At 61.1% G+C, this 12,336-nt stretch carries 22 protein-coding genes; all 22 read right to left on the minus strand.

Annotated features, from left to right (window positions below; genetic code table 11):
• Positions 1-14 precede the first annotated feature (14 nt).
• The 22 genes from Y707_RS0103335 to rpsJ all read right to left on the minus strand — a co-directional run bounded on the left by Y707_RS0103335 (position 15) and on the right by rpsJ (position 11,910).
• On the minus strand, positions 15-587 hold the full coding sequence (locus Y707_RS0103335; protein ID WP_026534028.1) for an adenylate kinase: 573 nt from the start codon (positions 585-587) through the stop codon (positions 15-17).
• Entirely contained in the window at positions 584-1,897 is a 1,314-nt protein-coding gene (gene secY / locus Y707_RS0103340; protein ID WP_026534029.1) for a preprotein translocase subunit SecY, read from the minus strand. The genes Y707_RS0103335 and secY overlap by 4 nt, the downstream gene beginning before the upstream one ends.
• Before the next feature lie 178 nt (positions 1,898-2,075).
• On the minus strand, positions 2,076-2,537 hold the full coding sequence (gene rplO, locus Y707_RS0103345) for a 50S ribosomal protein L15 (protein ID WP_026534030.1): 462 nt from the start codon (positions 2,535-2,537) through the stop codon (positions 2,076-2,078).
• Positions 2,538-2,539: 2 nt separating this feature from the next.
• A complete protein-coding gene (rpmD, locus tag Y707_RS0103350; RefSeq protein ID WP_026534031.1) occupies positions 2,540-2,734 on the minus strand; it encodes a 50S ribosomal protein L30 in 195 nt (64 codons plus the stop codon).
• Complete coding sequence (gene rpsE / locus Y707_RS0103355; RefSeq protein ID WP_051441602.1) at positions 2,734-3,492, minus strand: 30S ribosomal protein S5; 759 nt, start codon at positions 3,490-3,492, stop codon at positions 2,734-2,736. Before rpsE ends, rpmD begins: the two co-directional genes overlap by 1 nt.
• A gap of 29 nt (positions 3,493-3,521) precedes the next feature.
• The gene (rplR, locus tag Y707_RS0103360) at positions 3,522-3,893 is read right to left on the minus strand and encodes a 50S ribosomal protein L18 (RefSeq protein ID WP_026534033.1); all 372 of its coding nucleotides are present in this window, start codon (positions 3,891-3,893) and stop codon (positions 3,522-3,524) included.
• Positions 3,894-3,895: 2 nt separating this feature from the next.
• On the minus strand, positions 3,896-4,432 hold the full coding sequence (gene rplF, locus Y707_RS0103365; protein WP_026534034.1) for a 50S ribosomal protein L6: 537 nt from the start codon (positions 4,430-4,432) through the stop codon (positions 3,896-3,898).
• Between the two features lie 18 nt (positions 4,433-4,450).
• Positions 4,451-4,849 carry a 30S ribosomal protein S8 gene (gene rpsH, locus Y707_RS0103370; RefSeq protein WP_026534035.1) on the minus strand — a complete coding sequence of 133 codons (399 nt, stop codon included), beginning with the start codon at positions 4,847-4,849 and terminating at the stop codon, positions 4,451-4,453.
• Positions 4,850-4,920: 71 nt separating this feature from the next.
• The gene (gene rplE, locus Y707_RS0103375; RefSeq protein WP_035780132.1) at positions 4,921-5,496 is read right to left on the minus strand and encodes a 50S ribosomal protein L5; all 576 of its coding nucleotides are present in this window, start codon (positions 5,494-5,496) and stop codon (positions 4,921-4,923) included.
• On the minus strand, positions 5,496-5,855 hold the full coding sequence (gene rplX / locus Y707_RS0103380) for a 50S ribosomal protein L24 (protein ID WP_026534037.1): 360 nt from the start codon (positions 5,853-5,855) through the stop codon (positions 5,496-5,498). The genes rplE and rplX overlap by 1 nt, the downstream gene beginning before the upstream one ends.
• A 3-nt stretch (positions 5,856-5,858) precedes the next feature.
• Positions 5,859-6,227 carry a 50S ribosomal protein L14 gene (gene rplN, locus Y707_RS0103385; protein WP_026534038.1) on the minus strand — a complete coding sequence of 123 codons (369 nt, stop codon included), beginning with the start codon at positions 6,225-6,227 and terminating at the stop codon, positions 5,859-5,861.
• 127 nt (positions 6,228-6,354) lie between these two features.
• Complete coding sequence (gene rpsQ, locus Y707_RS0103390) at positions 6,355-6,660, minus strand: 30S ribosomal protein S17 (RefSeq protein ID WP_035780135.1); 306 nt, start codon at positions 6,658-6,660, stop codon at positions 6,355-6,357.
• Positions 6,657-7,019 carry a 50S ribosomal protein L29 gene (rpmC, locus tag Y707_RS0103395; RefSeq protein ID WP_026534040.1) on the minus strand — a complete coding sequence of 121 codons (363 nt, stop codon included), beginning with the start codon at positions 7,017-7,019 and terminating at the stop codon, positions 6,657-6,659. Before rpmC ends, rpsQ begins: the two co-directional genes overlap by 4 nt.
• 2 nt (positions 7,020-7,021) lie before the next feature.
• On the minus strand, positions 7,022-7,438 hold the full coding sequence (rplP, locus tag Y707_RS0103400) for a 50S ribosomal protein L16 (protein WP_026534041.1): 417 nt from the start codon (positions 7,436-7,438) through the stop codon (positions 7,022-7,024).
• Positions 7,439-8,326, minus strand: coding sequence for a 30S ribosomal protein S3 (gene rpsC / locus Y707_RS0103405; RefSeq protein ID WP_026534042.1), 888 nt, complete (start codon positions 8,324-8,326; stop codon positions 7,439-7,441).
• On the minus strand, positions 8,326-8,727 hold the full coding sequence (rplV, locus tag Y707_RS0103410) for a 50S ribosomal protein L22 (protein ID WP_026534043.1): 402 nt from the start codon (positions 8,725-8,727) through the stop codon (positions 8,326-8,328). Before rplV ends, rpsC begins: the two co-directional genes overlap by 1 nt.
• Positions 8,728-8,783: 56 nt before the next feature.
• A complete protein-coding gene (rpsS, locus tag Y707_RS0103415) occupies positions 8,784-9,071 on the minus strand; it encodes a 30S ribosomal protein S19 (RefSeq protein ID WP_026534044.1) in 288 nt (95 codons plus the stop codon).
• Positions 9,072-9,083: 12 nt separating this feature from the next.
• Positions 9,084-9,923, minus strand: coding sequence for a 50S ribosomal protein L2 (gene rplB / locus Y707_RS0103420; protein WP_026534045.1), 840 nt, complete (start codon positions 9,921-9,923; stop codon positions 9,084-9,086).
• A gap of 31 nt (positions 9,924-9,954) precedes the next feature.
• Positions 9,955-10,260 carry a 50S ribosomal protein L23 gene (gene rplW / locus Y707_RS0103425; RefSeq protein WP_026534046.1) on the minus strand — a complete coding sequence of 102 codons (306 nt, stop codon included), beginning with the start codon at positions 10,258-10,260 and terminating at the stop codon, positions 9,955-9,957.
• A complete protein-coding gene (gene rplD / locus Y707_RS0103430; RefSeq protein WP_026534047.1) occupies positions 10,257-10,925 on the minus strand; it encodes a 50S ribosomal protein L4 in 669 nt (222 codons plus the stop codon). Before rplD ends, rplW begins: the two co-directional genes overlap by 4 nt.
• 4 nt (positions 10,926-10,929) lie before the next feature.
• The gene (rplC, locus tag Y707_RS0103435) at positions 10,930-11,586 is read right to left on the minus strand and encodes a 50S ribosomal protein L3 (RefSeq protein WP_026534048.1); all 657 of its coding nucleotides are present in this window, start codon (positions 11,584-11,586) and stop codon (positions 10,930-10,932) included.
• Between the two features lie 15 nt (positions 11,587-11,601).
• Positions 11,602-11,910, minus strand: coding sequence for a 30S ribosomal protein S10 (gene rpsJ / locus Y707_RS0103440; RefSeq protein WP_024366135.1), 309 nt, complete (start codon positions 11,908-11,910; stop codon positions 11,602-11,604).
• Between the last annotated feature and the right edge of the window lie 426 nt (positions 11,911-12,336).

A 12,336-nucleotide genomic window follows, 5' to 3' on the forward strand; every position in this document is an offset into this window, starting at 1 on the left:
CATTCGGTAAGTAATTACTGCACGTCTTTGAGAGCGGTCATGACGCGGTCGGTGACTTCGTCGATTCCGCCGATGCCGTCCACCTTCGCCACAATCCCGCGGTCAGCGTACTTGGACACCACCTCTTCGGTTTTCTCGTGATAGAGGTCCAACCGGTGCCGGACGACCTCTTCGGTGTCATCCGTGCGGCCATCCTGCGCCGCCCGGCCGAGCAGCCGCTTGACGAGTTCCTCGTCGTCGGCCGTCAACTGCAGGACTGCGTCGAGCTGCTGATCAATGCTGGCCAGGATGTCATCCAGCTCATCGACCTGGGCCGTGGTCCGCGGGTAGCCATCAAGCAGGAAGCCGTCCTCGACGTCCGCCTCCTTGAGCCGGTCGCGCACCATCTTGTTGGTGACGCTGTCTTGAACATAGTCGCCGGCGTCCATGTAGCTCTTGGCCTCAACGCCCAGCGGAGTCATTTCCTTGACGTTGGCACGGAAGATGTCGCCAGTGGAGATCGCCACGATGCCGAGACGGTCCGAGATGCGTGCCGCCTGGGTACCTTTTCCGGATCCCGGAGGACCAATGATCAGCATTCTCGTCATCGCAATAACCCTTCGTAGTGCCGTTGTTGTAGCTGAGCGTCGATCTGCTTGACGGTCTCAAGACCGACACCCACGATAATCAGTATCGCCGCACCTCCGAAGGGGAAGTTGGCGTTGGCGCCGATCAGCACCAGCGCAATGAGCGGAATCAGTGCGATCAGACCCAGGTAGAGGGCACCGGCGGCCGTGATCCGGCTGATGACGTACTGCAGGTACTCCGCCGTCGGACGCCCGGCACGGATGCCCGGGATGAATCCGCCGTACTTCTTCATGTTCTCCGATACCTCGTCGGGGTTGAACGTGATCGAAACGTAGAAATACGTGAAGAAGATGATCAAAAGGAAGTACATCAACATGTAGAGCGGGGAGTCACCGCTGACCAGGTTGTTCTGGATCCACTGCGCCCATTCCGGCGGCGGGGTGGTGCCGTCCGTGGGGGTATTGAACTGCACCAGCAGACCCGGCAGGTAGAGCATGGAGGACGCAAAGATCACAGGGATCACGCCGGCCATGTTGACCTTGATGGGGATATAGGTGGTGGTGCCGCCCATGGTGCGGCGGCCGACCATACGCTTCGCGTACTGGACCGGAATGCGGCGCTGGGACTGCTCCACGAAGACCACCAGGGCCACGATGACGAGGCCGATGGCGAGCACACTGAGGAATACCGTCCAGCCCTGAGTGTTCAGGATTGCGCCCAGGGAGGTGGGGAAGCCCGCTGCGATGGAGATGAAGATCAGCAGCGACATGCCGTTGCCGACGCCCTTTTCGGTGATCAGCTCGCCCATCCACATGATCAGGCCGGTACCGGCCGTCATAGTGAGAATGATCAGAATGATCGTGACCAGGGTGTCGTTCGGGATGATCGGAACGGGACACTGGCCCAGCAGGCTGCCAGAGCGGGCCAATGACACCAGCGTCGTTGCCTGCAGCAAGCCGAGGGCAATCGTGAGGTAACGCGTGTACTGCGTCAGCTTCGCCTGCCCCTGCTGCCCTTCCTTGTGCAGTTCCTCAAACCGGGGAATGACCACCCGGAGAAGTTGGGTAATAATGCTGGCCGTAATGTACGGCATGATTCCGAGGGCGAAAATCGACACCTGGAGCAAGGCTCCGCCGCTGAAAAGGTTCACCAGGTCATAAACGCCGCCCTGGGTGTTGCCCAAGGCGAGACACTGCTGCACGTTTCCGTAATCGACGCCCGGGGAAGGAATGAACGTCCCGAGACGGTAGATGATGATAATTCCCAGCGTGAACAACAACTTGCGTCGTAGATCAGGCGTGCGGAAGGCCCGGCCAAATGCGCTAAGCAATTGTCCTCCTGAAGGTCCTGAGTCGATGATGGGCACCGACGATTCTCAACAACCGAGTCTAGCTGGTCACTATGCCAGGTTTGGACCGTTGACGTGCCCCGAGTCTTAACTGAATGAAACTCTTGGTGGGCCGGAAGCTTTCCGACCCACCAAGAGTTCAATCATTTCCTGCGAAAAATCACAGTGCAGTGGCGCTTCCGCCTGCTGCTGCGATCTTTTCTGCGGCACTGGCCGAGAAGGCATCTACCTTGACATCAACCTTGACGGCGATGTCGCCACTGCCAAGGACCTTCACGGGCTGGTTCTTGCGAACCGCGCCCTTGGCCACCAGGGATTCCACGGTGACTTCGCCGCCGTCGGGGTACAGCTCGGAGAGCTTGTCCAGGTTCACGACCTGGAACTCCACCCGGAACGGGTTCTTGAAGCCGCGGAGCTTCGGCAGGCGCATATGCAGTGGCAGCTGGCCACCGGCAAATCCTGCCGACACCTGGTACCGGGCCTTTGTTCCCTTGGTACCGCGGCCTGCAGTCTTACCCTTGGATGCCTCGCCTCGACCTACGCGGGTCTTGGCAGTCTTGGCACCAGGGGCAGGACGCAGGTGGTGAACCTTGAGCGCGTGCTCTTTTTTCTCTTCCGCCATGATTACTTCGCCTCCTCAACCTTCACGAGGTGAGAAACAGTGTTGATCATCCCGCGGGTGGAGTCTGTCGCATCCCGGACCACGGTGTGGCCGATCCGCTTCAAACCCAGTGACCGCAGGGTGTCTCGCTGGTTCTGCTTGCCGCCAATGGCGGACTTCGTCTGAGTGATCTTCAACTGCGTCGTGGTCTCAGCCATTACGCACCTGCCTTCTGCATGTTGCGCAGCAGTGCCGGCGGAACAACTTCATCCAACGGCAGACCACGGCGGGCCGCTACTGCTGCCGGCTCTTCCAGCCTGCGCAGAGCGTCAACGGTGGCGTGCACGATGTTGATGGCGTTGGCCGACCCGAGCGATTTGGACAGTACGTCGTGAACGCCGGCGCAGTCGAGTACGGCGCGGACCGGGCCACCGGCGATAACACCGGTACCGGGGGAAGCCGGACGCAGCAGGACAACGCCTGCTGCCGCCTCACCCTGGACCTGGTGCGGAATGGTGCCCTGGACCCGCGGGACCTTGAAGAAGGACTTCTTGGCCTCCTCGACGCCCTTGGAGATGGCCGAGGGAACTTCCTTGGCCTTTCCGTAACCGACGCCGACCATGCCGTTGCCGTCGCCGACAACCACCAGTGCGGTGAAGCTGAAGCGGCGGCCGCCCTTGACGACCTTCGCTACGCGGTTAATAGCAACCACGCGCTCAACGAACTTTTCCTTCTCAGCGTCACGGCCGCCGTCGCGTCCGCCACGGCCACCGCCACGGCCACTATCGCGGCCACCGCGTTCTCCACGGCCACCACCACGCTCGCCACGGCCACCGCCGCGCTCGCCCCGACGACCGGCGTTGCGGTCCTCGGTGCTGCCGGTTGCAGTCTCGGTGCTCTTGTCGGCGTCAGAGGCGGTCCCGGTTGCTTCAGCAGCGCTACCTTCGGCCGCAGTCTGTTCAGGCTCCTGCTTCAAATCAGCTTCCTTTGCATTATTAGCTTCAGTCACAGCGACAACCCACCTTCACGAGCGCCGTCTGCGATCGCTGCGACGCGGCCGTGGTACTTGTTACCACCGCGGTCGAAGACAACCGACTCGATGCCGGCAGCCTTGGCACGCTCTGCAACGAGCTCGCCAACGCGCTTTGATTTAGCCGTCTTGTCGCCGTCGAACGCGCGCAGGTCCGCTTCCATGGTCGAAGCCGACGCCACGGTCTTACCCTGGCTGTCATCGACGACCTGAACGAACACGTGGCGCGCCGAGCGGTTGACCACCAGACGCGGACGGACCGCGGAACCGGTGATGCGCTTGCGTACACGGAGGTGACGGCGTCCGCGCGAAGCGGACTTGCTCTTACCCTTGATTGCGAGAGCCATAATTACTTACCAGCCTTTCCGACCTTGCGGCGGAGCTGCTCGCCTGCATAGCGGATACCCTTGCCCTTATAGGGATCGGGACGACGCAGCTTGCGGATGTTGGCAGCAACCTCACCTACACGCTGCTTGGAGATACCTGAGACCGTGACCTTGGTAGGGCTTTCCACAGTCAAGGTGATGCCGTCCGGCGCCGCGACGGGCACTGGATGGCTGTAGCCGAGAGCGAACTCGAGGTCCGCGCCCTTGGCCACCACGCGGTAACCGGTACCGACGATTTCCAGGTCCTTCTTGTAGCCCTCGGTCACACCGGTGATCAGGTTGGAGATCAGGGTGCGGCTCAGACCGTGCAATGACCGTGATTCGCGCTCGTCGTTGGGACGGGCGACGGTGATGACACCGTCGTCGAGCGTGGCGGTAATCGGACTGGGAACGGTAAGGCTCAATTCGCCCTTGGGGCCCTTGACGGAGACATCGGCTCCATCAATGTTGACCTCAACGCCGGAAGGTACCGAGATAGGATGACGTCCAATACGTGACATGTCTTCTCTTCCTTCCTTCTACCAGACGTAGGCGAGGACTTCCCCACCCACGCCTTTCTTTGCGGCTTGGCGGTCGGTCAGCAGACCTGACGACGTCGACAAGATGGCGATGCCCAAACCACCCAGCACATGCGGCAGGTTGGTCGACTTGGCGTAAACGCGCAGTCCGGGCTTGGAGATACGACGGACGCCGGCGATGGAACGCTCGCGGTTCGGACCGAATTTCAGCTCAATCATCAGCTTTTTGCTGACACCTTCGTCTTCAGCCTTCCAGGAGGCGATGTACCCCTCGGCTTTCAGGATGTCGGCGATGTGTGCCTTGAGCTTGCTGTAAGGCATGCCCACGGATTCGTGGTATGCCGAGTTTGCATTGCGCAGACGCGTAAGCATGTCTGCGACAGGGTCTGTCATTGTCATTGGGCTTCAGCCCCTCCTCGTAACGGTTTCCGCGGCCGCATTTGATGCGGTCCGGACCTGCAACGTAGTAATTAGTCGGTCTTGAACGGGAAGCCGAGCGCCTTGAGCAGCGCGCGTCCCTCGTCGTCGGTCTTGGCTGTGGTCACTACCGTGATGTCCATACCGCGGACGCGGTCGATCTTGTCCTGATCGATTTCATGGAACATCGACTGCTCGGTCAGACCGAACGTGTAGTTGCCATTGCCATCGAACTGGCGGGGGCTGAGCCCACGGAAGTCACGGATACGCGGCAGTGCCAGGGAGACCAGGCGGTCCACGAATTCCCACATCCGGTTGTTACGCAGCGTGGTGTGCGCACCAATCGGCATACCTTCACGCAGCTTGAACTGAGCGATGGATTTGCGTGCCTTGGTCACCTGCGGCTTCTGCCCGGTGATCAGGGTCAGATCCTTGACGGCGCCGTCGATGAGCTTGGAGTCCTTGGCGGCATCTCCAACACCCATGTTCACAACAACCTTGACCAGGCCGGGGACCTGGTTCACGTTAGTGTAATTGAATTCGCTCTGCAGCGAGGACTTGATCTCCTCGTTGTAACGGGTCTTCAGGCGCGGAGCGATCTTGGCTGAGGTTTCTACTGTTTCAGTCATTAGATGTCCTTCCCGGAGCCCTTGGCGATGCGGACGCGAACGTTGCGCTCACGGCCATCGCGCTCGACAGTCTCCGTGCGGTAGCCGACGCGGGTCGGCTTTTTGGTCTCAGGGTCGACGACGGCGATGTTGCTGATGTGTATCGAGGCCTCAATGGTCTCGATACCACCTGTCTTCGCGCCGCTCTGCGACTGGCCCGCCCGGGTATGCTTGGTCACCCGGTTGATGCCCTCAACCAACACGCGGTCGGACTCGGGGAAGACCCGCAGAACTTTGCCCTGCTTGCCGCGGTCTCCGCCGCGGTCCTGCGTGGCGCCGGTGATGACCTGAACGAGGTCACCCTTCTTAATCTTTGCCATGGGCTACAGCACCTCCGGAGCCAGCGAGATGATCTTCATGAACTTCTTGTCACGAAGTTCGCGGCCGACGGGGCCGAAGATACGGGTACCGCGGGGGTCGCCGTCGGTCTTCAAGATCACCGCTGCGTTCTCGTCGAACTTAATGTAGGAACCGTCTGAACGACGGCGTTCCTTCTTCGTGCGGACGATGACGGCTTTAACGACGTCGCCCTTCTTGACGTTGCCGCCGGGGATTGCATCCTTGACGGTGGCAACAATGGTGTCGCCGATGCCTGCGTAGCGACGGCCAGAGCCACCGAGAACACGAATGGTGAGAATTTCCTTCGCACCCGTGTTGTCGGCGATCTTCAGTCGCGACTCCTGCTGAATCACTTATTTCTCCTGTCGTCGCGCCGGTTCTCCTGGTGGAGCCTTGCGGAACGGATATGGTGGGCCCGTTGTCCAGGCGGCTGAGGTGGATAGTCTCCCCCGCCCGGACGGGCATGATATTGAACAGGCCTTACTTGGCCTTCTCCAAAATTTCGACCAGACGCCACCGCTTGGTAGCGGACAGCGGGCGGGTCTCACTAATGACGACCAGGTCGCCGATACCGGCGCTGTTCTGCTCATCGTGGACCTTCACGCGGGATGAACGGCGCAGCACCTTGCCGTAGAGCGCGTGCTTGACGCGGTCCTCGACCTTGACCACTACGGTCTTGTCCATCTTGTCCGAGACGACGTAGCCGCGCCGCGTCTTGCGGTAGTGGCGGGCGTCCTCGGCACTGGTATCTGAACTCACAGTTTCTTCCTTGATGTTTTCGCTCATTTGGCATCATCCTCAGAAACTTCCGATTTTTCCGTTTCGGCCTTGTCGGCGTCGCCGGAATCATTTTTGGCAGTCTTCTTCTTGGACTTCTTCGTGTCCGCCTTGGCGCCCTTGGCCTCTTCAACCGGAGCAACGACGTCGGGACGGATGCCCAGCTCGCGCTCACGAAGGACCGTGTAAATACGGGCGATGTCACGCTTGACGGACTTCAGCCGTCCATGGCTCTCCAGCTGCCCGGTGGCGGACTGGAAACGGAGGTTGAACAGTTCCTCCTTGGCCTTGCGCAGCTCTTCGACCAGACGGTCCTTATCGAACCCGTCCAGCTGGCTGGAAGTCAGTTCTTTAGATCCAACAGCCATCTCTATTCACCACCTTCGCGTCGCACAATGCGAGCCTTCAACGGGAGCTTGTGGACAGCCAGGCGGAGCGCTTCTTTCGCGATCTCGTCGGAGACACCGGACAGTTCGAAGAGAACGCGTCCGGGCTTGACGTTGGCTACCCACCACTCGGGGGAACCCTTACCGGAACCCATACGGGTTTCAGCGGGCTTTTTGGTCAACGGGCGGTCCGGGTAAATGTTGATCCAGACCTTACCGCCACGCTTGATGTGGCGGGTCATGGCGATACGTGCAGCCTCAATCTGACGGTTGGTCACGTATGCCGGAGTCAGCGCCTGGATTCCCCATTCACCGAAGCTGACCGTGGTGCCGCCTGTTGCCTGCCCCGAACGCTTCGGGTGGTGCTGCTTGCGGAACTTAACTCGACGTGGGATAAGCATCTACTTGTCTCCACCTTCTGCTGAAGCACCAGTTGCTGCCGCGGGCGTTGCGTCTGCGGCCGGAGCCTCAGGTGCGGTCTGAGCTGCATTGCCCCTCGGAGCTGCAGCGCGGTCATTACGACGACGGTCTCCGCCGCCAGCGCCGCCGCGTCCTCCGCGGTCGCCACCGGCTCCACCGGGGCCTCGGCCCGGGCGGTCGGAACCACGTCCACGGGACGGAGCAGCTGCCTGTGCCGCTGCCAGTTCCTTGGAGGTCACATCGCCCTTGTAGATCCAGACCTTCACGCCGATGCGGCCGAAGGTGGTCTTGGCTTCGAAGAAGCCATAGTCGATGTTCGCACGGAGGGTGTGCAGGGGCACACGGCCTTCGCGGTAGAACTCCGAGCGGCTCATTTCGGCGCCACCCAGGCGGCCGGAGCACTGGATACGGATACCCTTGGCTCCCCCGCGCTGTGCGGACTGCATGGCCTTCTTCATCGCACGGCGGAACGCCACGCGGGAAGTCAGCTGCTCTGCAACACCCTGGGCAACCAGCTGCGCTTCGATCTCCGGGTTCTTGACCTCGAGAATGTTCAGCTGCACCTGCTTGTTGGTGAGCTTCTCGAGCTCGCCACGGATGCGGTCCGCTTCGGCTCCACGGCGTCCGATCACAATGCCGGGACGGGCGGTGTGGATGTCAACGCGTACACGGTCACGGGTGCGCTCGATCTCAACCTTGGCAATACCGGCGCGGTCCATGCCCGTGGACATGAGCTGACGGATCTTGATGTCCTCGCGGACGAAGTCCCGGTAGCGCTGTCCGGCCTTGTTGCCATCCGCAAACCAGTGCGAGATGTGGTCGGTGGTGATGCCGAGTCGGAACCCGTGCGGGTTAATCTTCTGTCCCACTATCGGTTCCCGCCTTTCTTGTTAGCCGAAGCGCCCGCGAGAGCTGCTTCTTCCTCGGGGGTGGCGAGCACAACCGTGATGTGGCTGGTCCGCTTGAGAATACGGTACGCGCGGCCTTGGGCACGCGGCTGGAACCGTTTCATTGTCGGGCCTTGATCCACGAATGCTTCGCTGATGAACAGGTCGTCCTCGTCAAAGGCGACACCGTCGCGGTCCGCCAGTACGCGGGCATTTGCCATAGCGGACTGAACTACCTTGAATACCGGCTCCGAAGCTGCCTGGGGGGCAAACTTCAGAATTGCCAGAGCCTCATTCGCCTGCTTGCCACGAATCAGGTTGACGACGCGCCGGGCCTTCATAGGCGTTACGCGGACGTGGCGCGCAATTGCCTTGGCTTCCATTGCTTTCCTTCTCTCGTCTTCTATGCCGTAAGAACTTACGTCGTTGAGCCGGGGGCTCAGCGGCGCTTGCCCTTGCGGTCGTCCTTCACATGGCCGCGGAATGTCCGCGTGATGGCAAATTCGCCGAGCTTGTGCCCGACCATCGACTCGGTAATGAACACCGGGATGTGCTTGCGCCCGTCGTGTACGGCGATCGTGTGCCCGAGCATGTCGGGAATGATCATCGAACGGCGGGACCACGTCTTGATGACGCTCTTGTTCTTAGTGGCCTTCTCGTTTTCTTTAGCGACCTTCACAAAGAGGTGCTGGTCAACGAAAGGACCTTTCTTCAGGCTGCGTGGCATGTTTCCAGGCTCCTATCGCTTGTTCTTGCCAGAACGGCGGCGGCGCACAATGAGCGCGTCGCTCTCTTTGTTGGGACGACGGGTACGGCCCTCGGGCTTACCGTTCGGGTTGACCGGGTGGCGTCCACCGGAAGTCTTACCTTCACCACCACCGTGGGGGTGGTCGACCGGGTTCATGACCACACCGCGGACGGTGGGGCGGATGCCCCTCCAGCGGTTTCGGCCGGCCTTGCCCCAGTTGATGTTGGTCTGCTCGGCGTTTCCGACCTCACCGACGGTCGCGCGGCAGCGGACGTCAACGTTGCGGATTTCGCCGGAGGGCAGACGGATCTGGCCGAAGCGGCCTTCCTTGGCAACAAGCTGCACCGAAGCACCCGCGGAACGGGCCATCTTGGCGCCGCCGCCGGGCCGGAGCTCAACACCATGCAGGACAGTACCCACCGGGATGTTGCGCAGCGGCAGGTTGTTGCCGGGCTTGATGTCGGCACCCGGGCCGGACTCGACGACGTCGTTCTGCTTCAGCTTGTTGGGAGCCAGGATGTAGCGCTTGGTTCCATCAACGTAGTGCAGCAGCGCGATGCGTGCGGTGCGGTTCGGATCGTATTCGATCTCCGCAACGCGGGCGTCGACACCGTCCTTATCGTGCCGGCGGAAGTCGATCAGCCGGTACTGGCGCTTGTGTCCACCGCCCTTGTGCCGGGTGGTGATCTTTCCGGTGTTGTTGCGGCCGCCCTTCTTGGGCAGCGGACGCACCAACGACTTCTCCGGCGTCGACCGTGTGATTTCTGTGAAGTCGGCAACGCTCGAGCCGCGGCGGCCCGGTGTTGTCGGCTTGTATTTACGGATTCCCATAATTCATTTCCTCGTTAAAGTGGTCTCCGCCCTAGCTGAGCGGACCGCCGAAGATGTCGATTGTGCCTTCTTTGAGAGTCACGATGGCACGCTTGGTGTCCTTACGCTGACCCCAGCCAAAGCGGGTGCGCTTGCGCTTACCGGCACGGTTGATGGTGTTGATCGAGTCCACCTTGACCGAGAAGATTTTCTCGATCGCGAACTTGATCTCGGTCTTGTTCGAGCGGGGGTCAACCAGGAAGGTGTACTTACCCTCGTCGATCAAGCCATAGCTCTTCTCCGACACGACGGGTGAATACACTACGTCGCGGGGATCCTTGATAGCGGTCGCGCTCACTTGGCGGTCTCCTCTTCCTTCTCAGTAGCCGCAGCTGACGTCTCGCCGGACGTATTCGCTGCACCGGCTGACCGGGCTGCGACGAACGCCTCGTAGGCCGCATTGGTGAAGATCACGTCGTCGGAGACGAGCACGTCGTAGGTGTTCAGCTGATCCGCGTACAGAACGTGGATGTTGTCCAGGTTCCGCAGCGACAGGGCTGCAACATCGTTGGCGCGCTCGAGAACGACGAGCAGGTTCTTGCGCTCGGACACGTTGCGCAGTGCCGTCATGGCTTCCTTGGTGGAAGGCTTGGTGCCTGCAACCAGCTCGGAAACCACATGGATGCGGCCGTTGCGTGCCCGGTCAGAGAGGGCTCCACGCAGGGCGGCTGCCTTCATCTTCTTGGGCGTCCGCTGCGAGTAGTCACTCGGCGTCGGGCCGTGGACAATGCCACCACCGGTCATCTGAGGAGCGCGGATCGAACCCTGACGGGCGCGGCCGGTGCCCTTCTGCTTGAACGGCTTGCGGCCGGCTCCACTGACCTCGGCGCGGGTCTTGGTCTTGTGCGTGCCCTGGCGGGCGGCAGCGAGCTGCGCGACGACGACCTGGTGCAACAGCGGCACGTTGGTCTGTACGTCGAAGATCTCTGCAGGCAGGTCGACTTTTACGGTCTTGGTTGCCATGAGCTTATGCTCCCTTCACGGCGGTACGGACGAGAACGACCGAGTTGCGGGGACCAGGGACAGCGCCCTTGATCAGGAGCAGGCCCTTCTCAGCGTCAACGGCATGAACGGTCAGGTTCAGCGTGGTGTGGCGGACGCCACCCATACGACCGGACATCTTCATACCCTTGAAGACACGGCTCGGAGTGGATGCTCCACCGATCGAACCGGGCTTGCGGTGGTTCTTGTGGGCACCGTGGGAAGCGCCGACGCCGTGGAAGCCGTGACGCTTCATCACACCGGCGAAGCCCTTACCCTTGGTGGTCCCGACGACGTCGACCAGCTGGCCGGCCTCGAAGAGTTCCACTGAGAGTTCCTGGCCCAGCTCGTAGGTGTCGGCATCCGCGGTGCGGAGCTCGACAATATGGCGGCGGGGGGTGACGCCGGCCTTCTCGAAGTGACCAGCCAGCGGCTTGGTGACTTTCCGAGGGTCGATCGCACCGTAGCCGATCTGGACGGCAGAGTAGCCGTCGGTATCCTGTGCGCGCAGCTGGGTGATGACGTTGGAGTCTGCCTGGACGACGGTTACCGGTATGAAGCGGTTGTTCTCGTCCCAGACCTGGGTCATGCCGAGCTTCTTGCCCAGCAGGCCCTTCACCTGGCGCGTAGTTAAGGTAGACATTACGATGCGATCCTTCTACAGCTTGATTTCGATGTTCACGTCGGCGGGCAGGTCGAGTCGCATCAGCGAGTCAACAGCCTTGGGCGTGGGGTCGATGATGTCGATCAGACGCTTGTGAGTACGCATCTCGAAGTGCTCACGGCTGTCCTTGTACTTGTGCGGCGAGCGGATTACACAGTAAATGTTCTTCTCCGTCGGCAGCGGCACAGGGCCAACAACCGTAGCGCCTGCGCGCGTCACCGTCTCAACGATCTTCCGCGCTGAAGAATCAATGACCTCGTGGTCATATGACTTCAGCCGGATGCGGATTTTTTGTCCCGCCATGGCGTCGTGACTCTCTTTCTGAAGTACGGCTTCTCTATGGAAATACATCCCTTACGCGCGGCCCTGGGCGATTTCCCGCGTCCAGTCCGGCTCTTCTTCCAACAAGCTGAATCCGGAATATTCCGGGTTCCTCACCCTGCCGAAGCTCCGACCCCCGAAGTCGGGCGTGTCGTTTCGTCCAAGTGGACTCACACGCATATTCTCAAGGAGGTGGGTTATATATGGGCCTCGCCCCGGGACCCTGCACCAAGCATTATCTTGGTCGGGACACGGCGCATCGAAGCGCTTGAACAACTCCACTAGTCTGCCACGGCCGGCCTGCTGATAGCAAACCGGGATGAGCGGCCCAGCGCACATGTGAGCAGCACCACCAGCGCACCCTCCCTGTCCCGCGACGGGTGCACCAAAAAGCTCCTGCCAGGTGTC

This window comes from Arthrobacter sp. H14, from assembly GCF_000520495.1.
Lineage (GTDB): Bacteria > Actinomycetota > Actinomycetes > Actinomycetales > Micrococcaceae > Arthrobacter_C.

Excerpts from the sequence above, each read along its gene's own strand:
- rplD (WP_026534047.1), bottom strand. The coding sequence starts at position 10,925 with ATGGCAACCAAGACCGTAAAAGTCGACCTGCCTGCAGAGATCTTCGAC.
- rplC (WP_026534048.1), bottom strand. The coding sequence starts at position 11,586 with ATGTCTACCTTAACTACGCGCCAGGTGAAGGGCCTGCTGGGCAAGAAG.
- rplB (WP_026534045.1), bottom strand. The coding sequence starts at position 9,923 with ATGGGAATCCGTAAATACAAGCCGACAACACCGGGCCGCCGCGGCTCG.
- Y707_RS0103335 (WP_026534028.1), bottom strand. The coding sequence starts at position 587 with ATGACGAGAATGCTGATCATTGGTCCTCCGGGATCCGGAAAAGGTACC.
- rplP (WP_026534041.1), bottom strand. The coding sequence starts at position 7,438 with ATGCTTATCCCACGTCGAGTTAAGTTCCGCAAGCAGCACCACCCGAAG.
- rplF (WP_026534034.1), bottom strand. The coding sequence starts at position 4,432 with ATGTCACGTATTGGACGTCATCCTATCTCGGTACCTTCCGGCGTTGAG.
- rplR (WP_026534033.1), bottom strand. The coding sequence starts at position 3,893 with ATGGCTCTCGCAATCAAGGGTAAGAGCAAGTCCGCTTCGCGCGGACGC.
- rplE (WP_035780132.1), bottom strand. The coding sequence starts at position 5,496 with ATGACTGAAACAGTAGAAACCTCAGCCAAGATCGCTCCGCGCCTGAAG.
- rplO (WP_026534030.1), bottom strand. The coding sequence starts at position 2,537 with ATGGCGGAAGAGAAAAAAGAGCACGCGCTCAAGGTTCACCACCTGCGT.
- rpmD (WP_026534031.1), bottom strand. The coding sequence starts at position 2,734 with ATGGCTGAGACCACGACGCAGTTGAAGATCACTCAGACGAAGTCCGCC.
- rpsS (WP_026534044.1), bottom strand. The coding sequence starts at position 9,071 with ATGCCACGCAGCCTGAAGAAAGGTCCTTTCGTTGACCAGCACCTCTTT.
- rpsJ (WP_024366135.1), bottom strand. The coding sequence starts at position 11,910 with ATGGCGGGACAAAAAATCCGCATCCGGCTGAAGTCATATGACCACGAG.
- rplV (WP_026534043.1), bottom strand. The coding sequence starts at position 8,727 with ATGGAAGCCAAGGCAATTGCGCGCCACGTCCGCGTAACGCCTATGAAG.
- rpsQ (WP_035780135.1), bottom strand. The coding sequence starts at position 6,660 with ATGAGCGAAAACATCAAGGAAGAAACTGTGAGTTCAGATACCAGTGCC.
- rpmC (WP_026534040.1), bottom strand. The coding sequence starts at position 7,019 with ATGGCTGTTGGATCTAAAGAACTGACTTCCAGCCAGCTGGACGGGTTC.
- rplX (WP_026534037.1), bottom strand. The coding sequence starts at position 5,855 with ATGGCAAAGATTAAGAAGGGTGACCTCGTTCAGGTCATCACCGGCGCC.
- rpsH (WP_026534035.1), bottom strand. The coding sequence starts at position 4,849 with ATGACAATGACAGACCCTGTCGCAGACATGCTTACGCGTCTGCGCAAT.